The sequence below is a fragment of the Chromohalobacter marismortui genome, assembly GCF_004364315.1.
GTDB classification, from domain to species: domain Bacteria; phylum Pseudomonadota; class Gammaproteobacteria; order Pseudomonadales; family Halomonadaceae; genus Chromohalobacter; species Chromohalobacter marismortui.
In genome coordinates, this window is record NZ_SOBR01000001.1 from 302,958 (window position 1) to 320,535 (window position 17,578).

Consider the following 17,578-nt stretch of genomic DNA (forward strand, 5'->3'; position numbering starts at 1 on the left):
GCACTGGAATGTCTCTGAATGTCGCACGTTGTATCCGACACGGGCGCTGGATAAAAGTGCGCATTGCCTAGAGGCTCATGATGCACGCTTTTTCCACGTTTGGGGTCAATCAGGCTCGGCTTGTATTCAACGCGGGTACGGTCATGCGTTACATGCTCGTCGCTGTGTCGCATAACGCTTAGAATGCCCACCTTTGCTTGAAATGGGGCGCGACGATGGCACAGACCTATGACGTAGTGGTGATCGGTGCCGGCGCGGCGGGGCTGATGTGTGCACTGACCGCCGGTTACGAGGGGCGGCGTGTGCTGGTGCTCGACCATGCCAGCAAAGCAGGCAAGAAGATATTGATGTCAGGGGGCGGTCGTTGCAATTTCACCAACCTGGCGACGGGACCGGAGCACTTCTTTTCTGCCAACCCGCATTTCTGCATCTCCGCCCTCAAGCGCTATACGCCAGGCCACTTCGTCGACCTCGTCGAACGTCATGCTATCGAGTATGTCGAGAAGGCGCCGGGCCAGCTGTTCTGCGCCGATTCGGCCAAGCAGGTGGTCGCCCTGCTGCTCACGGAATGCGAGTGGGCCGGGGCGGAGGTGCGCCTCAAGACCAGCGTCGAGTCCCTCGAACGCCTTGGCGAAGGCATGCGTCTGGCCACTTCCAGCGGCGTGATCGATGCCGGTACGGTGGTCATTGCCACGGGCGGTTTGTCGATCCCCACCATGGGCGCGACCGGTTTCGGTTATGACGTGGCCCGTCAATTCGGCCTGGGCGTCACCGAGACGCGCGCCGCGCTGGTGCCGTTTACGCTCACCTCGCAATGGCGCGAGCGTGCTGCGTCCCTGGCGGGGGTGAGTTGCCCGGTGACGGTCGAGGTCGAAGGGGGACGTTATCATGAGCCGATGCTGTTCACGCACCGGGGGGTCTCGGGGCCGGCCATGCTACAGGCTTCCAGCCATTGGCAGCCGGGCAAGACGTTGACGATCGATTTGCTACCGGAGGTCGATGTCGCCGGTAACCTAGCCACCATGCGCCACGAGGCGCCCAAGCGGCACGTGTCCACGTGGCTGGGGGAACGCTTGCCCAAGCGCCTGGCACAGGCCTGGTGCGACTGGCACGGCGTGGCGGACACGCCGTTGGGGACGTTATCCAATCGTGAGGTGGCGCGTCTGGAGGACGAACTGAAACGCTGGCAGCTCAAACCCGCCGGCACCGAGGGGTGGCGGACCGCCGAGGTGACACTGGGAGGTGTCGAAACACAGGCGATTTCCTCCAAGACGTTTGCCGTGGAAGATCTGCCGTCGCTGCGGTTCATCGGCGAGGTGCTGGATGTCACCGGTCAGTTGGGGGGCTTCAACTTTCAGTGGGCCTGGGCGTCGGGCGTGGCCTGTGGGCAGGCGGTCTAGCACGGAGGGACGACTCGGGCGAGCGAGGAGGAGGGGACGATGTCACGACACCTAGGGGACAGAGTCGTCCAGGCGCTGCATCGATGGCGTTGGCCTGGGCGCTCGCGCCAGGCGGAGCAGCGTCTGCCGGTGATCCTGTGCGGGCTCGATTATGCGCATTATCGTCTGCTGACGCATTTCGCACATTCGACGCACTACAGTGCGTTGGCGGTGGTCGATGACTATCCCTGGCATCACGGCACGCACGTGGAGGGGGTCCGCGTCTACTACCCGAGCGAGGTGCCGTCACTGGTGGAGCGTCATGGCGTGGTGGCGGTAGTTTATTGCCATGCGGACGATTTGGCCGTCTTTGGCGGTGAAACGCGTGAGCGGCTGGCGGTGTGGGGCGTGCCCTGCGTACGCTTGTCACCAAACGACGAGGATATCGAGGCCGAGTTGACGAGCCGGCTGGCAAGTCGAACATGAAAAAGCCCCCGAGCGGGGGCTTCATGGCAATAGCGAGGGGCTAACGACGTGCGAGGCGATACATGGAGCGCGCTCGATTGAACAACAAGAACGCCGAGAGTCCACGCCGCAGCCAGGTGCGTGTGGTCCGGGGGCGGCGTGCCCCCTGAGCCGCGAGCAGGCCGAAGCTGCCCAGCAACGGCGCACGCCATTGCATCACGCGTTGCCAGCCGTGATCGATGGGTGCCGTGGCGTCCCGCCAGTCGTGCAGTGCATGCCCCATATCAAGGCGTTGCTGCAGGATGCGGGTCTCGAGATACTCAAGCTCGGCAGCGCGTTCACGACGATTCACGAGAACTCCCCAGCGCTTGGCGGTCTTGTGCCAAGTGACTCAAGGTGGACTGCATCAAACGCCGGCGTTTGGCGATGCGCTTGGCACCGTATGCCAAGCACGCGGCGATGATGAACAGCACGGCCGAGCACAGGCCGATCGCGAGCAGGCGGTGATCTTCCCAATACAGCACCACCAGCATTAAAAGCAGCATGCCGATAGCGAACGAGAACGTTATCAACGCTGCACCTGCCAGCAATAGCAGGCTGAGCATGCGATCGCGTTCGGTTTCCAGCTCGAGCACGGCGAGACGCAAACGCGTCTCGCCCATGGCGATCATATTGGAAAGCAGACGGCGCGCCGATGTGATGACGCGCTCCGCCGGTCCCTGGCGATCCGCCATCAGCGACGCCCGATGAGCAGGCCAATCACGACCCCGACACCTGCGCCGATGCCGATGCTGGTCCAGGGGTTGTCACGCACATAACGATCACAGCAATCCATCTGGTCGCGTGCGCTGTCGTAGAATTTTTCGCCGCGCGCTTCAAGCTTGGCACGCGTCTCGCTGAGACGCTGTTGAGCACGCTCGCGTGCTTCGGTGATGTGCCCTCGCGAGTCGTCCGCCGTTGCCTTGACGAGTTCTTCAACGGTCTGCGACAGGTGGCGCAGATCGTCCTTGAGTTGATCGGTGGATACGTCGCGTTCGCGATCACCGCCGGTAGGCTGCATGGTCATGATGTCTTCCTCTGACAGGTTAATGGCGTTTCCAGCATAGCAGGCCAAGCCGCTGTATCAACAACGCATTACGGCTCGTGCCCTCAATCCAGGCCGGGAATGCCGGCCAGGAAGGTGTTGATGCTGAAACCGAGTCCCAGGCGTCGGTTGATATGATCGTAATCGATCAGGCTTTCGCCGTAGCCGTGATAATACTGGATGTAACCGCGGACCTTGCCGAACAGCGGAAACGAGTAGTCCAGTTGGGCCCCATAATGGTTCTTGCCGGGGTTACCGCGCATCATCAGCGAGACTTCCTGGTCGTTGAAGGCGCGTACCAGCGTGATGTCGCCATAGCCGATGTAATCCTGGAGGTCGGGATTGTCATCTTCTTCTTCGTCCTCGGGAACCCGCCAGTGAGGGGCGATGCTCACTGCCCAGTCGCCACGTTGAAAGACCATGTCGGCGTAGACGCGATTCCAGCTACGCGACAGGGGGTCGGAACGGCCATTGGATTGATGCGCGAAACCGACGCGATTGAGAGTATTGGTCCATCCGAAGGCACTCATGCTGTTGTCGAAGCTGATGAAGGCCTCGGGTTCGTAATTGGTCTCGCGAAACGGAGCCGAGGCTTCGGAGTTGTAAGCTTGCCACCAACTGCGCTGCGTATAGGCGAAGTAAAGGTCGCCATTATCGTCGAACAGGCCATCGACCAGGTTGACCTTGAAACTCAACTGGTACTTGACCTCGGCGCTATCGGCATTGGCCGAGCCGCTGATCTGACGGAAACGCGTTTGATCCGGATTCGCGTTGTAGGTCCACGGCAACAGGTAATTGCGCCGATAGGTGGTTACTGCCAATGGATTGCGTGATGACTCGCGCTCGAGTTCGCGGCGCTTCTCGACACGCACTTCCACGTTCTTCGCCGCGCGCTCTTTGGGCGTGGCGTCGGCCTCTGAGATCTGGGTGTCGTCAGCCAATGTTTCGCGCAGCTCATGCAGCTCTGCTTCCAGCGTCTGGACACGAGCTTCAATCGCCTCGCGTTCGCTCTCGCTCAGGTTGGTAGCAGCCTGTGAGGGGGCGGGCAGTGCGAGCATAAGCAACACGAGAACCGGCAAGCAGGGGCGTGGTGACTCCATGTCAGTTAGTACCTTGTCGATAGTGTAAGACGCTGTGGCCGAATCGTCGGTCGTGCCGAGACGAGCGTAAAATCGTGCTGGCGTGTGCCGACCATGCCAATAGGCGGCCTGGATGTTCCTATCACGTCGCAAGGACGCAGCAAATATCGTTGCACGCATTGCCAAGGCCTTGTGGTGCACCGACAATCAGCGCATCGCTAGGTGACGAGGAAGCAGCATGGCGTGCCGACGCAGGTGGCGTTTTTTGACGTGGCAAGGATTCTCCCGGCGATGCATGAAACTGGGCGCCAAGACGCGCCTAGCCCAGTATATCGTATTCGTGATGATTTGCCTGCTGGGCGCGGTCGGCCTCGCCGCTGCACAGGCATCGTTGCCCGCGCGCGACGCGCTGGAGGCGCGTCTTGAACGTCTGCAGGCCGTCGAACAGCCGGATGGCGATCAACGCGCGGTACTGGAAGATACCCGGGCTGCGCTGGAAGGACTCAAGGCGCTTCGAGCGCTCGACGAAACGCAGCGCGAGCTCGAGCAGCGCGCGGCACGAGCGCCGCAGGAGTCGCGGGCCTTGGCCGACGAGTTGCAGCGCCTGGAACAGGACGCATCGCCCCCGAGCGCCGATGATGTCGACGATCTATCGCTGGCGGCCCTGCAGGCACGTACCGGCGACGCCCTGGAATCCCTTGAAGCGTTGCAGGGCCGTCTGGCCGACGTCAACGCGCGGTTGATCAGTGCACAGACTTTGCCCGAGCGTGCCCAGGCGGCGATCAGCGACGCTCGGGCGCGCGCCGAGACCCGCACGTCGCAACTCGCTGCACTCGAGGGCGAGTCGGTCACCACTCAGGCCAAGCGTGACCGCTACCGTATCGAGGCAGCGCTGGCCGAGCAGCGCGCGCAATGGAGCCAGAGCCAACTCGCCCACAATACCCGTTTGCGTGAGCTGGCCATGCAGCAGCGTGATGTACTGGAAAAGCGCATCGCGCTCAAGGAGCAGCAGCTGGCGGCGCTGCAGGCGGCGCTCGATCGACAACGTCGTGCCGAGTCGGAAGACGCCATTGCCAAGGTCGGCCGCGACGATGCCGAGGCCATCGCCGGGCATCCGGTGCTGTCTCAGGTGCAACAGGTCAATCGCGATTTGAGCCGTGAGCTTCTCGATATCACCGATCGTGCCAATGCCATGGTGCGTGAGGGCATCGAAACGCGCACTCAACTCGACCGCGTGCGCCAGGTTCAGCGTACGCTCAACGAGCAGATCGAGGCGATTCGCGGCAGCCTGCTGCTATCGCGCATCCTGCGCGAGCAGCGCGAGTCGTTGCCCGAAGTGGACGCGCTCGGCGGCCTTCAGGACGACATCGCCGACCTGCGCTTGCGGCAGTTCGACCTGTCCCAGCAGCGCGATGCTCTGCGCCGCCCCACGCAACTGGCCGACGATGTCCTCGCCGAGGCCGATATCGAGGACGCGCCGGGGCTGCGTGAGGCCCTGGTCACGTTGTTCGAGTCGCGCCGCGAGCTCCTCGATCAGCTCGATCAGGAATATGGCAACCTGCTGACGATTGCTATCAATCTTCAGCTCAACCAGCAGCAATTGCTGAAAATCAGCAAGGAGCTGCGTGCCACCATCGAGGAGCAATTGTTCTGGGTCGCCAACGGCCGTCCGCTGGATCTGGCGTGGCTGGAGCAATTTCCCGCCACCTTGTGGCAACGCATGGCGGCCACTGATTGGCGTACGGCGCTGGTATCCTTGTGGCAGCGCCCCGATGCCAAGGCGCTTGCCGTGCTCCCCCTGTTGTTGCTGGCCGGGGCGCTGTTGCTGTGGCGGCGGCGCATCAAGGCCTCATTGTTGCGCTTGCATGAGGAAATCGGGCGGCTGAAACGCGATACCCAGATGCACACGCCGCGGGCAATCGGGCTCAATGCACTGCTCGCCGCGCACGGGCCCCTGACGATGGCGGCCGCCGGTGGGGCGCTCAAGCTCGGTGGGCAGGCCTTTGCCGTCGTGCTCGGCGATGCGTTGCTGCAACTGGCGCTGGCATGGGGCGTCGTGGCCTGGTCGCGTCGCCTGTTGGTCTCGGATGGTGTGGCCGCGCGCCATTTTCATTGGGCACCGGCTTATGTGCTACGCCTGCGGCGTTTGCTGTTGTGGTTGGGCGTGACCTTGATCCCCGTGATTCTGGTCAGCAACCTGGCGCCTTACGACGAAGCGAGGCTGGCGGAACGGCCGCTGTCGCTGTTGCTTCTGCTGCTGGGCCTGGTGGCGATGAGCGTGGTGCTGGTGCGGCTGATCCTCGCCCATGTGCCTTTTTTCGGCCTCAAGCTGTTCCGCTTGCTGCTGGGACTGGCGTTGTCGGCGGTGCCCTTGGTACTGGCGGGGCTGATCGTCATGGGGTTCGAATATACCGCGTTGAGCCTGATCGGCCGCTTCATTACCTCGATTTACATTCTCGGCTTGTGGATCCTCGTCGAGGCCACGGTGGTGCGCGGGCTGGCGGTGGCCGCGCGGCGTCTGGCGTACCGGCGCGCGGTGGCGCGGCGTCGCGCTCAGGTCAAGGAAGATACCGAAAGCGGCCTCGAGGTGATCGAGGAGCCACCGCTGGACATGGAGCAGGTCAATCAGCAGTCGCTGCGGCTCTCCAAGCTGATCCTGTTTTTGGGTTTCACGCTGGTGCTGTATGTCGTTTGGGCGGACCTGCTCGGCGTGTTGTCCTACCTCGACAACGTCACCGTGTGGCAGATCGAGCGTGGCCAGGGCGAGGCGATGACCACCAGTCCGATCACCGTGGCCGACGTACTCATGGCCTTGGCACTGGTGGCGTTGACCTTGATGATGGCGCGCAACCTGCCGGGGCTGCTGGAAGTCATGGTGCTGTCGCGGCTGAGCCTCAAGCAGGGCAGTGCCTATGCCATATCGTCGCTGCTTTCCTATACCATCGTGGGGACGGGCGTCGTGGTGTCCCTGGGGACACTGGGGGTGTCATGGGACAAGCTGCAATGGCTGGTCGCTGCGCTCGGCGTGGGATTGGGCTTCGGGCTGCAGGAAATCTTCGCCAATTTCATTTCCGGCCTGATCATCCTCTTCGAGCGGCCGGTGCGCATCGGCGACACCATCACGCTGGGCAACCTGCATGGCACGGTCAGCCGCATCCGCATTCGTGCCACCACGGTGACGGACTTCGACCGCAAGGAAATCATCATTCCCAACAAGACCTTCGTCACCGATCAACTGATCAACTGGTCGTTATCCGACAACATTACCCGGGTCGTGCTGACCTACGGCGTCTCCCACGGCTCCGATCTCGAGCTGGTGCATCGTCTGCTGCGCCAGGCCGCCGTGGACAATCCGCGCGTGCTCAAGGACCCCGAACCTCAGGTGTTCTGCCTCGAGTACGGGGCGACGGCGTTCAGCTTCGAATTGCGCATTTTCGTCAATGACTTGATGGACCGTCTCTATGCCAGTGACGAAATCAACCGGCGTCTCGACGCCTTGTTCGATCAGCATGGCATTCGCATCGCCTTCAACCAGATGGACGTCTGGCTGCACGATGCTTCGGGGCGGCAGGCCTGGGTGAGCTCTCGGCCACAGGAGACGGCCACCTTGGGCGATGGCGCCGCATCGACGAGGTCGACACGGCGCGACGGCATCGAGGACGTCGATGTCGGACGCAGCCCCAGCGGCGACGGGACGGATGCCGACGGAGGTGGAGGAGACGGCGGGCGCTAGGGGCCAGAGTTGACCGCATGCAGCAGGAATTCGCGATTGCCGTCGCCGCCGCGCAGCGGGCTTTCCTGCCAGTGACGAATCGCGAAGCCGGCATCTGCGCAGCTATCGCGAATACGTGCCTCGACGTCCGCGAAGAGCGCCGAATCGCGAACGATGCCGTGGGCATCGACCTTGCCGGGGCCGACCTCGAACTGCGGCTTGACCAGCGAGATCAACTGGCCTCCGGGCGCCAATACGGCGGCGAGTTCGGGCAGGATAAGCGTCTGTGAGATGAACGAGACATCCATGACCGCGACGTGCAGCCCCTCGGGAGCGAGTGCGGCGAGCCGCTCGCGGGGCAGGGCGCGGGCGTTGATTCCTTCCAGACAGATAACGCGGGGTTCCTCGCGCAGCACCGGGGCGAGCTGGTCGCGTCCGACCTCGATGCCGAGCACGCGAGCGGCCCCGAAGCGTAGCGCGCACTCCGTGAAGCCGCCGGTGGACTGGCCGACATCGAGCACCGTCATGCCATCGAAGCGCATCGCTAGCGTTTCTAGGACGCCTTCCAGCTTGAGACCGGCGCGCGAGACGTAACGGGCCTCGGGATCCTCGGTGACCGTGAAGCGGCTGGTGGAAGGCAGTGTCTCGCTGGGCTTGGTCAGTACGCGGGAAGGCTCCGAGGACACCAGCGTGACACGGCCATGGCGAATCAAGCGTTGCGCCCGGGTGCGTGAGCGTGCCCATCCCTGGGCGACCAGTAGTTGATCGAGGCGTGGCATGTCGGCTCCGGTGTGGCGGTCGGCAAAGGCGTCGCAGTATAGCGTGAAGACAGCTCAGCGTTCAGGGTGGGCCATCGCTCAAGCGGGTGTACTCGCGTTGCCAGCGCTCGAGCAGCGAATGGCGCTTGAGGGTGTCGAGGGTGGCCAGCAGACTGGGATCGATGGCGATCGGGTGAATGGCGTCGCCGAGGGCCTTGCGCAAGTCCAGGGCGGTGCCTTCGCCTGCGAGTGCAGTATGTATCGCCCCGAGAGGCGTCTTGTCGCGTATCACCTGCTGCCCTTGACGACTGAGCAGATAGTCGACGAAACGCTCGGCGGTATCGGGGTGGGGCGCGCGCTTGGGAATCAGCACGAGACGCTGCGTCACCAGGGCGTAATCCTTGGGAATGACCATGTCCAATTGCGGGTGATCGGCCACGAACTCGCGAGCATAGGAACCCAGCAAGTTGTAGCCGATGGCGTAACGTCCGTCGGCCAATCCGTCGAGCATGTCGCCGGTGGTGTCGGCCAGCGCCGCGTTCACGCCGCCCAGGGCAGCGACCAGTTCCCAGTAGCGTGGCGACATGCGTGCGTCTTGGGTGGCGTAGGTATAGCCGGCGCCGCTGCGCCAGGGGTCGTACGTCACCACGCGGCCCTTCAGGCGTTGGCGTTGGTGGGTGAGTAGACGCAGCAAGGCTTCGTGGCTATCGGGGGGCGTGGCGCCTGCCAGGGCATCGCGTCTATAGACGATGACCACGGGCTCGAAGGTGAAACCGAACAATTCGTGACGCCAGCGATACGCTTCCGGCCAAGCGCGGGCGGCGGCGCTGTCGAGGGGCTGCGCGAGCCCTCGGTTGGCGATCTGATACTGCCATGGCATGGCGGATGACATGATGACGTCGGCCGAGGTGGCGTTCGCCGACATGAAGCGTCGATAAAGCGCCAGCGTGGTCAGATTGCGATAGACCAGCTCGATGTCCGGGTGGCGTGCATGAAAGTCGGCCAACAACGGCGCTATCAGTTGGTTATCCAGCGCGCCGTAAATCTCCAACGGCCGTGCGGGGGATTGTGTGGCGGGATAACGCAGCACCTGGGCGTCGGCCAGCGTCAGCGCAGATAGCATCATGCCGGCAAGCATGAGGGTCCAGCGCGCGAGCGCGCGACAGCGTGCGGTCATGGGATTGACTCCTCAGTGAACTGCAAGCGCACACACAACCCCGGTGACGCGGCATGTGGGTGTACCGCCCCCAGGGTGAGCCGGGCGGCATGGGCGCGAGCGATACCGTCGACGATCGCCAGTCCGAGCCCCGATCCTTGGCCGCTTTCCATGCCGCGGTGGAAGGGGCGCAGAACGAGCAGGCGTTGCGCCTCGGGAATGCCCGGGCCGTCATCCTCGACTTCCAGGCGCCGCGGAGCCTCGCCGACGCGTACCGTGATGCGCGAGGCACCATAGCGTCTGGCGTTATCGATCAAGTTGGTCAAGGCCTCGGCGAGCTGCCAGTGGACGGCATGCTGGATGACCGCATGCGAAGGCGTTTCCACACCCAGGTCGATCCCGGCGCGGTGGCTGCTGGACAGGGCATCGCGTACGGCTTGTCGCGCGATATCGCAAAGATCGACGTCGCCGGCCTCCGGGCTCGACTCGGGATTGTTGAGGCGCGTCAGAGAGAGCAGTTGTGAGGCGAGGCGTGCGGTTTTGTCGGCACTGCCACGCATGACGTCGAGTGCATCGTGCCAGGCGCGGGGGTCGTCTTGACGCAGGGCGAGCTCGGCGCGTGCCGAAAGCCCCGCCAGCGGGGTGCGCAACTGATGTGAGGCGTCGCCGATGAAGCGTTCCTGGTTGGTGCGTACACGGCGCATCCGTGCCAACAGGTCGTTGAGGGTCTCACGTAACTCGGCGAGCTCGCGCGGGAGCGTCAGCTCCAGTGGTGCGAGGGTACGCGGATCGCGTGCGCGAATCGCACGGCGTAGCCGGGTCAGAGGCATCAGCGCCATGCGGACCCCGAGCAGCACCACGCCGATCGCCAATAGCGCCATGGCGATCAAGCGCAGCATGCTGCCCTGGAATAACGTTTGTGTGAGGGCTTCGCGTCCTTCACGGGTATGGGCCACGCGAACCTCGAAGGGCTGGCGATTGCGCCATCCCTCCAGCCTCGATCGCCGCACGCCGAGGCGCAGCGCCATGTCATGCCACTCGATGTTGGCGAAGCGCATGTTGCCCTGCCCTGTGTCGATCCGGGGTAGTTCGGCGTTGCCGCTGATGAAGTTGCCATAAGAATCGTAAAGGGCATAGAAAACGCGCTCCTCGGCGTTCGAGGCCAGCATCTTCAGAGCCGCGGGAGGCAAGTCCATCCATAGTTTGCCGTGCTGGCGTTTGACCTGCTCGGCGATGGACAGCGAGGCCGACTCCAGCAAACGGTCGAACGCTCGATCGGCAGTATCGCGCGAGGCCAGGTAGGCTTGAATCAACATCAAGGTGCCCAGGGCCAGCATGGGGACCAGTAGCCAGATCAGCAGGCGCCGATAGAGGCTGGGGGGCTTGAACGTCGGGCTCACGCCTCACTCTCCAACAGGTAGCCCAGCCCCCTCACGGTGCGCAATGTCAGCGACGAACCGGCAAGCCGTCGGCGCAGGCGATGGATATAGACCTCGATGGCGTTGTCGCCGAGCGTTTCGTTGCTGAAGACATGCTCGAGAAGGCGGGCCTTGTCTATCGGTTCCCCGGCATGCCGCATCAGATATGCCAACAGGCGTTGCTCACGGGGTGGCAGATCGAGGCTGGCCTCATCGAGAGTAAAGCGTTGCGTGAGGGTATCGAAATGCAGCGTGCCGACATGCAGTTGTGTGCCGTCGTCGTGCTGGCGCCGGCGCAACAGGGCGCGAACCCGGGCTTCCAGCTCGTCCAGGGCGAAGGGCTTGGCCAGGTAGTCGTCGGCACCTAGATCGAGCCCTTTGACGCGGTCCTCGATGGCGCCACGTGCGGTCAGGATCAAGACCGGCGTGTCCTGGTCGTGACGACGCATGGCGTCGAGAATCTCGAGACCACCCCGGCCCGGCAGGTTGAGATCGAGCAAGACCAAGGCGTGGCCATGGCCGGGCGTGGCGAGGCGCGTGAAGGCAGCGTCGCCGTCCTCGAGGGCGTCGACGCGATAGCCAGCCAGACTCAGTGCGTCGTACAGCGTATCGGCCAGTAGGGCGTCGTCTTCGACCAGGAGCAGGGAAGCGGTGTCGGGCGTCATGTCGGATAGTCCTGCAATGCACGTCGGCTCAGCGCTGTCGCGGCTTCTTGCAGGGCGCGCCGCGCGTCCGCGACGGGCAAGCGCCCCTTGGGGCCCGAGAGGCTCAGCCAGTACGTGGTGCCGGGAATGTGCTGACAGGTCATGGCGCCGCCCGGCAAGGCCAGGCGAGGGTCGCCCGCCTGCCACTGCCAGCGATATCCGGGACGCAGCGTATGGCGCAGGTCGGTGTCCGGCAAGATGCTCAGGCGGCATTCCATCTGATTTTCCTCGCATGACAGCAGCGCGGCGGTCTCTCCCGTGTCGTGGGATAAACGCTCGAGCACCGGTATGACCAGACTCGCCAGCTGACGCGAAGGTGCATGGCGTCGTGCCAGGCGGGCCGGGGTGGCGCCCAGGCGATAGCGTCCCCGCGCATCGCGTTGTACATAATCGTAGCGCTCCAGCGAGCCGAGCAGGCGTAACAGCGTACTTTTGTAAAGTGTGGTCGCCTCGGCCAACTCGGCCAAGGACAAGCTTTCATGCTGCGTGTCGAAGGCTTCCATGATGGATAGCGCGCGCTCTACAGCCTCCACCCTATCTTGCGCCATGGGAACTCCCGGCGGTTGTGTACCAGCGTGATGGTGTTCAACTTTAGTCGCGAACGACGTGATTTGCGTTGACGCTCGTTCGTGACATGCCTAGTTTTCCGCTCAAGGGAACGTTGTTCTGCCTTACAGAACTGTAAGGCAAGTGTCAGCTTTCTCGCAACCCATTTCAATCTCGTGCAAGGGAGACAACAACAATGGCTTTCAAGACGCCACTCAAAATTCTCATGGCAGCTGCGCTGACACTCAGTGCCAGCACTGCCATGGCGTTCCAGCCGGAAGGCAAGGTCGAGTGCATCGCTCCCTCGGATCCCGGCGGCGGTTGGGACTTCACCTGCCGCAGCGTAGGTAACGTGATGGAAGATCTCGGCTTGGTGCCGGGCAGCGTGCAGACCATCAACATGGCCGGCGCCGGCGGCGGTGTCGCGTATGCGCATACGATCAGCAAGCGTGCCGGCGACGATCAGTTGCTGGTGGCGGCGTCCACCGCGACCACGACGCGTCTGGCGCAAGGTCAGTTCCAGGGCCTGGACGCCGACATGGTCAACTGGATCGGTGCGCTGGGGGCCGATTACGGCATTATCGCCGTCTCCAAGGATGCGCCGTATCAGAACCTCAACGACCTGATGGCCGCCCTCAGAGAAGATCCGCGCAGTGTCACCTTCGCTGGTGGTAGCGCCAAGGGCGGCTGGGATCATCTCAAGGTGCTGATCGCGGCGCAGGCGGCGAACGTCGATAACCTGCCGCGGATTCCGTATCTGTCCTACAACAACGGTGGCGAGGCCATGACCCAGGTGGTCGGCGGGCATGTCGATGCCTTCACCGGTGATATCAGTGAGGCCCAGGGCTTCATGGAATCTGGCGATCTACGCGTGTTGGCCGTCCTGTCCGACAAGCGGCTGCCTGGCGAGTTCAACGATCTGCCCACCGCCAAGGAACAAGGCATCGATGCCGTGGGGGCGAACTGGCGCGGCTTTTACATGCCGGCGGATATTTCCGGTGAAGCCAAGCAGTACTGGATCGATGCGGTCGACAAACTGTATGCCAGCGACGAATGGAAGAAGGTCATGAAGAATAATGGCCTGATGCCGTTCCATGTCAGCGGTGCCGAGTTCGAAAAATATGTGAAGCAGCAGATCCAAGACATCCAGTCGCTCTCCAAGGAAATCGGGTTGATCAAGTAATGACCCAGCTCAACGACCGTATCTTCGGTGTGCTGATGCTCGTCCTGGCCGTCGCGTACGGCTGGGGCGCCACACAGTTTCCGGTACCATTCGGCGGGTCCGAGGCTGTCGGACCCGAGACCTTTCCCAAGGTCCTCGCGGTGGTGCTGGCACTGTCCAGCCTCTATCTGATGTTCAAGCCGGACCCCGACAACGCCTGGCCCAAGGGCCGTATCATCCTCGAGCTGGTAATTGCCGTTCTGGTGTTGGTCGCCTACACGTTGCTGCTGCAGCCGCTGGGCTTCATTCCCTCGACGCTGCTGGCCGTGGGAACGCTATGCTGGCGCATGGGCGCTGCCCCGGTGCGGGCGTATGTCACTGGCGCGGTTGCCGGTGTCGTGGTCTATCTGCTGTTCACTTACGCCCTCAATCTGGCGCTGCCGTTGGGCGTGCTTAGCGTCCTGGAGGGAAGCTGATGGAAACCCTGGGTTTTCTGATCGACGGGTTCGGCGTCGCTCTGGCGCCGCACAACCTGATGTTCGCCCTGATCGGTGCCTTCCTGGGTACCTTGATCGGGGCCTTGCCGGGGTTGGGCCCCGCCAATGGCGTGGCGATTCTGATTCCGCTGGCCTTCACGCTGGGCCTGCCGCCGGAAACGGCCTTGATCATGCTGACCTCGGTCTATGCCGGGGCCATGTACGGGGGGCGTATCTCGTCGATACTGCTCAACATTCCCGGCGACGAGCCGGCGATGATGACCTGTCTCGACGGTTATCCGATGGCCCAGAAGGGCAAGGCCGCCGAAGCACTGGCGATCTCGGCGATCGCCTCGTTCATGGGCAGCCTGATCGCCACGATCGGGCTCATCCTGCTGGCGCCGCTGCTGGCCAAGTTCGCCTTGACCTTCGGTGCGGCGGAATACTTTGCGCTGTTCGTGCTGGCCTTCGCCACCCTGGGCGGTATCACCGGCAAGAACCCGGTCAAGACGATTCTTGCCGCCGCGATCGGCCTGATGATCGCCACGGTGGGCATCGACTCTACCGGTACGCAGCGCTATACCTTTGGCATCTTGAAACTCTACGAAGGCGTGGACTTCATCATCGCCATCGTCGGCCTGTTCGCGATTTCCGAGTTGCTGTTCTTCATCGAGGACCGCGCCGGTGGCGGCAAGGGGCCGATGAAGGTCAACAAGCTCACGCTGTCCTTCAAGGAAGTCCGCGAGATCATGCCGTCCAGCATCCGCGGTGGCATCCTCGGCTTCATCGCCGGTGTCCTGCCGGGCGCGGGCGCGTCACTGGGCAGCTTCATCGGTTACACCCTCGAAAAGAAGGTGGTGGGCAAGAAAGGCTACTTCGGTGAAGGTGATCCGCGCGGCGTGGCCGGTCCCGAGGCCGGCAACAATGGGGCCTCGAGCGGTGCGCTGGTACCCATGCTGACACTCGGTGTGCCGGGCAGCGGCACGACCGCCGTGCTGCTGGCGCTGCTGATCTCGATGAACATTACGCCCGGGCCGCTGATGTTCACCCAGCATGCGGACATCGTGTGGGGCGTGATCGCAGCGTTATTGATCGGCAACTTCCTGTTGCTGCTGCTCAACATTCCGCTGGTGGGGATCTTCGTCAAGCTGCTCTCGGTACCGCCCAAGTACCTGCTGCCGATCGTGACCATGGTGGCGTTCGTGGGCATCTACTCGATCAGCAACTCGGCGTTCGACCTGTACTTCATGGTCGCCTTCGGCGTGCTCGGGTACTTCCTGCGCAAGCTGGAAATTCCCATGGTGCCGATCATCCTCGGCCTGCTGCTGGGGCCGGAGATGGAGAAGAATCTGCGCCATGCCTTGACGCTGTCCGATGGCGACTGGACGGTGCTGTGGAGCAGCGGCCTGGCGATCGGCCTGTGGGTCGTGGCCTTCGTCGGCCTGGTGCTGCCATACATCGTCGGCCCGATCCTGCGGCGGCGCATGAAGGCTGCGCAGGAGCTTACCGACTGATGTAAGCAGCGTCGTGTCTGACCGCGATGCGTGTCTCTCGCCCCCATCGGCTTGCCGGTGGGGGCGAGCTTGTTGCAGGCCTCATTATGGCGCGGAAAGGGCCTGTAGTTCCGCGGCCGGGACCCGGTCGGCCCCCCAGCTGCAGTACACATGCCGGATCACCCGGTCGAGCTCGGCCTGAGGGATATTGGCCAGCTCACCGTGTTCCAGTGGGTCGTAATGGAAGATATACAGGCGTGAGGCGAATTGCTCGAAGGGCAGCGACGCCTCACCGAAGCGTTCGCCGCAACCGGCGGTGCTGACTTTGGTGTCGTCGCCCCAGTCCTGGCCGCTATCGTTATTGGGATTGAAGAAGTAGGCGCGCATCACGTCCTGGGGGTCCAGGTTGACCCGTAACAGGGTGATGGCGTGCCAGCCGATGAAGCGTGCCGCACTGTCGGTTACCGCGATGCCTGCGGGTTGCGGGTGAATCAGCGGCTGATTGCCGTTGTAGTAGGGGTGGTAGCTGGCATAGAAGTGACGCAAGAACGCGTCGAGGTCTCGGAGCTGGCCGGTCCCCACGTCGACATTGATACGAAAGCCGCGGCCGGCCCACCAGCCATGAAACTCCGGATTGACCCAGCGGTGCGGGTCGCCCTCGCGGCCGGCACAGCGGCGGCCCATCTCGGCGTAGATGCGGTCGAGATGCGGCACCACGATCAGCGATACCGGGTCGAGATCCAGCGGCAGGGCGGTAGCCACGCCGGATAGACTGGCCATCGACGATAGCGGCATGCCCTCGAAATGCATGATGATCTCGTCGTCTCGGGCCGCCCAGGCAACCATCTGTAGCAGATAATCCGGATCGTTATAGGCCCACATCGACAGCGCGCGTGCCGATTGACAGGTCGGGTTGTTGCCCTGACCGACCCCCAGTGGCAGGCCGAGCATGCACAGCACGCCCTCGAGGAGTCGCGCCCGGGGCGCCACGGCGTCGCCATAGGCCATGCGGATGCGTTCCTGCGACCAGGCCGAGACCGGCAGGCTGATCTGGCGCCACAGCGCGGGGGCGACCGGCGGCTGATAGAGGATGCCGCGCTCGAGCATCAACGCCAGTCCATAGACCGCCTGGGGGGTCTCGGGAAAGACGCCTTCCTCGATGAGGGCCTGCACCAGCTGGCGGTAGCAGAGCAGACAGTCGCGCCCGGTGGCCGACAGCCCCAGCGCCTCGGCCAGCAGATGATCGCCTTGGTCGAGTAGATGGCGCAGCAACACCGCATGATAGGCCGACACCAGGCCGGTATCGTGCATGGCGCGGGCGAACCCGGTGGCCTCGTACTGCAGGGCGCCGCTGTCCATTGCTTGCAGGCGTTCGAGGTAGACCTCGACACCGGGATCCTCGCGGCAGGCCTGGGTGGCACCGAACAGACTGCTGACCAGGCGGTCGGCGCCCTGACCGCTGGCGCCCAGATCGATGTCGGGATTGGCCTGACAGATAGCGATCTGGGCGATCATGCGCTTGATCGCATCGACCTGGATGGGGCGTTGCTGCAGGATGCGCCAGATTTCGTCGATCAACTGATCGATGACGTGTTCGTAGCCGATGGTTTCGGCCAGATGCGCGAACAGGCCACGCGTCAATTGCGCCAGGCGTCCTTGGGTTTCGCGTTCGGCCTCGCTGGGCGTACTGAACAGCAGCTCGAGATTGAGCGCCAGGACCTGGGTGAGATAGTGATGCGCCTGCTCGGTGGAGATCAGCGCATGCGCGTAGCGGCCCTGAGCCACGGCAAGCAAGCGCAACTCGCTGAGCGCCTCGAGCACCACGGTGTCGCTCTCGGGGCTCTTTAGCGAATGCACGGTCAGCGATGGCACCAGAATCTGCGGCTGGGCCCAGTCGGAACCCGCGAAGATGCCGGCGGCCTCGATCATGTGGGCGCGCGCTTCAATGGCGGCGCAGCCACCCGGTTGCAGCATCACCTTGCGGGCGCCGTCGAAGACCCGGCGTAGCTTGCCGGGCTTGGCGAAGTCGGGGGCGTTGGCGAGGATCTCGATCGCTTCGTCGAGCTTGGTCAGCGCAGCGTCCAACTTGGTGTTATCCGGGGTTTGTTCGTCGTGACTCGTCACAAGGGCTCCTTTTGCCCAAGAG

At 63.4% G+C, this 17,578-nt stretch carries 16 protein-coding genes; 6 read left to right on the forward strand and 10 right to left on the reverse strand.

Annotated features, from left to right (window positions below):
- Positions 1-215 precede the first annotated feature (215 nt).
- Complete coding sequence (locus C8E00_RS01335) at positions 216-1,400, forward strand: BaiN/RdsA family NAD(P)/FAD-dependent oxidoreductase (protein WP_133693615.1); 1,185 nt, start codon at positions 216-218, stop codon at positions 1,398-1,400.
- Positions 1,401-1,439: 39 nt separating this feature from the next.
- Positions 1,440-1,865: a nucleoside-diphosphate sugar epimerase/dehydratase gene (locus C8E00_RS01340; protein ID WP_133693618.1), complete on the forward strand. Its 426-nt coding sequence runs from the start codon at positions 1,440-1,442 to the stop codon at positions 1,863-1,865.
- A 40-nt stretch (positions 1,866-1,905) separates the two neighbouring features.
- On the opposite strand, the gene C8E00_RS01345 is transcribed toward C8E00_RS01340, so the two are convergent.
- From C8E00_RS01345 to C8E00_RS01360, 4 genes are all read right to left on the reverse strand, one after another.
- Entirely contained in the window at positions 1,906-2,196 is a 291-nt protein-coding gene (locus tag C8E00_RS01345; protein WP_133693621.1) for a YqjK-like family protein, read from the reverse strand.
- Positions 2,183-2,578 carry a phage holin family protein gene (locus C8E00_RS01350; protein WP_133693624.1) on the reverse strand — a complete coding sequence of 132 codons (396 nt, stop codon included), beginning with the start codon at positions 2,576-2,578 and terminating at the stop codon, positions 2,183-2,185. The genes C8E00_RS01345 and C8E00_RS01350 overlap by 14 nt, the downstream gene beginning before the upstream one ends.
- On the reverse strand, positions 2,578-2,910 hold the full coding sequence (locus tag C8E00_RS01355) for an ElaB/YgaM/YqjD family protein (protein WP_133693627.1): 333 nt from the start codon (positions 2,908-2,910) through the stop codon (positions 2,578-2,580). Before C8E00_RS01355 ends, C8E00_RS01350 begins: the two co-directional genes overlap by 1 nt.
- Before the next feature lie 83 nt (positions 2,911-2,993).
- On the reverse strand, positions 2,994-3,986 hold the full coding sequence (locus tag C8E00_RS01360) for a phospholipase A (RefSeq protein WP_243833076.1): 993 nt from the start codon (positions 3,984-3,986) through the stop codon (positions 2,994-2,996).
- Between the two features lie 316 nt (positions 3,987-4,302).
- Here C8E00_RS01360 and mscK point away from each other — a divergent pair, with 316 nt between their 5' ends.
- Positions 4,303-7,740, forward strand: coding sequence for a mechanosensitive channel MscK (mscK, locus tag C8E00_RS01365; RefSeq protein WP_243833077.1), 3,438 nt, complete (start codon positions 4,303-4,305; stop codon positions 7,738-7,740).
- On the opposite strand, the gene C8E00_RS01370 is transcribed toward mscK, so the two are convergent.
- The 5 genes from C8E00_RS01370 to C8E00_RS01390 all read right to left on the reverse strand — a co-directional run bounded on the left by C8E00_RS01370 (position 7,737) and on the right by C8E00_RS01390 (position 12,303).
- On the reverse strand, positions 7,737-8,498 hold the full coding sequence (locus C8E00_RS01370; protein WP_133693635.1) for a TlyA family RNA methyltransferase: 762 nt from the start codon (positions 8,496-8,498) through the stop codon (positions 7,737-7,739). The two genes, mscK and C8E00_RS01370, sit on opposite strands and share 4 nt — an antisense overlap.
- A 61-nt stretch (positions 8,499-8,559) precedes the next feature.
- Positions 8,560-9,654: an ABC transporter substrate-binding protein gene (locus C8E00_RS01375; RefSeq protein WP_133693638.1), complete on the reverse strand. Its 1,095-nt coding sequence runs from the start codon at positions 9,652-9,654 to the stop codon at positions 8,560-8,562.
- On the reverse strand, positions 9,651-11,033 hold the full coding sequence (locus C8E00_RS01380; RefSeq protein ID WP_243833078.1) for a sensor histidine kinase: 1,383 nt from the start codon (positions 11,031-11,033) through the stop codon (positions 9,651-9,653). The genes C8E00_RS01375 and C8E00_RS01380 overlap by 4 nt, the downstream gene beginning before the upstream one ends.
- Positions 11,030-11,716, reverse strand: a complete 687-nt coding sequence (locus C8E00_RS01385; RefSeq protein ID WP_133693640.1) for a response regulator transcription factor — start codon at positions 11,714-11,716, stop codon at positions 11,030-11,032. The genes C8E00_RS01380 and C8E00_RS01385 overlap by 4 nt, the downstream gene beginning before the upstream one ends.
- On the reverse strand, positions 11,713-12,303 hold the full coding sequence (locus tag C8E00_RS01390) for a helix-turn-helix domain-containing protein (RefSeq protein WP_133693642.1): 591 nt from the start codon (positions 12,301-12,303) through the stop codon (positions 11,713-11,715). Before C8E00_RS01390 ends, C8E00_RS01385 begins: the two co-directional genes overlap by 4 nt.
- A gap of 194 nt (positions 12,304-12,497) precedes the next feature.
- On the opposite strand from C8E00_RS01390, the gene C8E00_RS01395 reads away from it, so the two are divergent.
- The 3 genes from C8E00_RS01395 to C8E00_RS01405 are packed head-to-tail and all read left to right on the forward strand — an operon-like array spanning position 12,498 to position 15,453.
- Complete coding sequence (locus tag C8E00_RS01395; RefSeq protein ID WP_133693644.1) at positions 12,498-13,484, forward strand: Bug family tripartite tricarboxylate transporter substrate binding protein; 987 nt, start codon at positions 12,498-12,500, stop codon at positions 13,482-13,484.
- On the forward strand, positions 13,484-13,939 hold the full coding sequence (locus C8E00_RS01400) for a tripartite tricarboxylate transporter TctB family protein (protein WP_133693646.1): 456 nt from the start codon (positions 13,484-13,486) through the stop codon (positions 13,937-13,939). The genes C8E00_RS01395 and C8E00_RS01400 overlap by 1 nt, the downstream gene beginning before the upstream one ends.
- Entirely contained in the window at positions 13,939-15,453 is a 1,515-nt protein-coding gene (locus C8E00_RS01405) for a tripartite tricarboxylate transporter permease (RefSeq protein WP_133693648.1), read from the forward strand. The genes C8E00_RS01400 and C8E00_RS01405 overlap by 1 nt, the downstream gene beginning before the upstream one ends.
- An 84-nt stretch (positions 15,454-15,537) precedes the next feature.
- On the opposite strand, the gene C8E00_RS01410 is transcribed toward C8E00_RS01405, so the two are convergent.
- On the reverse strand, positions 15,538-17,556 hold the full coding sequence (locus C8E00_RS01410) for a hypothetical protein (protein ID WP_133693650.1): 2,019 nt from the start codon (positions 17,554-17,556) through the stop codon (positions 15,538-15,540).
- Positions 17,557-17,578: the final 22 nt, after the last annotated feature.

What these genes read in the sequence shown, in the direction of transcription:
- C8E00_RS01335 (WP_133693615.1), top strand. Translation starts at nt 216, where the DNA reads ATGGCACAGACCTATGACGTAGTGGTGATCGGTGCCGGCGCGGCGGGG.
- C8E00_RS01340 (WP_133693618.1), top strand. Translation starts at nt 1,440, where the DNA reads ATGTCACGACACCTAGGGGACAGAGTCGTCCAGGCGCTGCATCGATGG.
- C8E00_RS01350 (WP_133693624.1), bottom strand. Translation starts at nt 2,578, where the DNA reads ATGGCGGATCGCCAGGGACCGGCGGAGCGCGTCATCACATCGGCGCGC.
- C8E00_RS01355 (WP_133693627.1), bottom strand. Translation starts at nt 2,910, where the DNA reads ATGACCATGCAGCCTACCGGCGGTGATCGCGAACGCGACGTATCCACC.
- C8E00_RS01360 (WP_243833076.1), bottom strand. Translation starts at nt 3,986, where the DNA reads ATGCTCGCACTGCCCGCCCCCTCACAGGCTGCTACCAACCTGAGCGAG.
- mscK (WP_243833077.1), top strand. Translation starts at nt 4,303, where the DNA reads ATGAAACTGGGCGCCAAGACGCGCCTAGCCCAGTATATCGTATTCGTG.
- C8E00_RS01370 (WP_133693635.1), bottom strand. Translation starts at nt 8,498, where the DNA reads ATGCCACGCCTCGATCAACTACTGGTCGCCCAGGGATGGGCACGCTCA.
- C8E00_RS01375 (WP_133693638.1), bottom strand. Translation starts at nt 9,654, where the DNA reads ATGACCGCACGCTGTCGCGCGCTCGCGCGCTGGACCCTCATGCTTGCC.
- C8E00_RS01385 (WP_133693640.1), bottom strand. Translation starts at nt 11,716, where the DNA reads ATGACGCCCGACACCGCTTCCCTGCTCCTGGTCGAAGACGACGCCCTA.
- C8E00_RS01390 (WP_133693642.1), bottom strand. Translation starts at nt 12,303, where the DNA reads ATGGCGCAAGATAGGGTGGAGGCTGTAGAGCGCGCGCTATCCATCATG.
- C8E00_RS01395 (WP_133693644.1), top strand. Translation starts at nt 12,498, where the DNA reads ATGGCTTTCAAGACGCCACTCAAAATTCTCATGGCAGCTGCGCTGACA.
- C8E00_RS01400 (WP_133693646.1), top strand. Translation starts at nt 13,484, where the DNA reads ATGACCCAGCTCAACGACCGTATCTTCGGTGTGCTGATGCTCGTCCTG.
- C8E00_RS01405 (WP_133693648.1), top strand. Translation starts at nt 13,939, where the DNA reads ATGGAAACCCTGGGTTTTCTGATCGACGGGTTCGGCGTCGCTCTGGCG.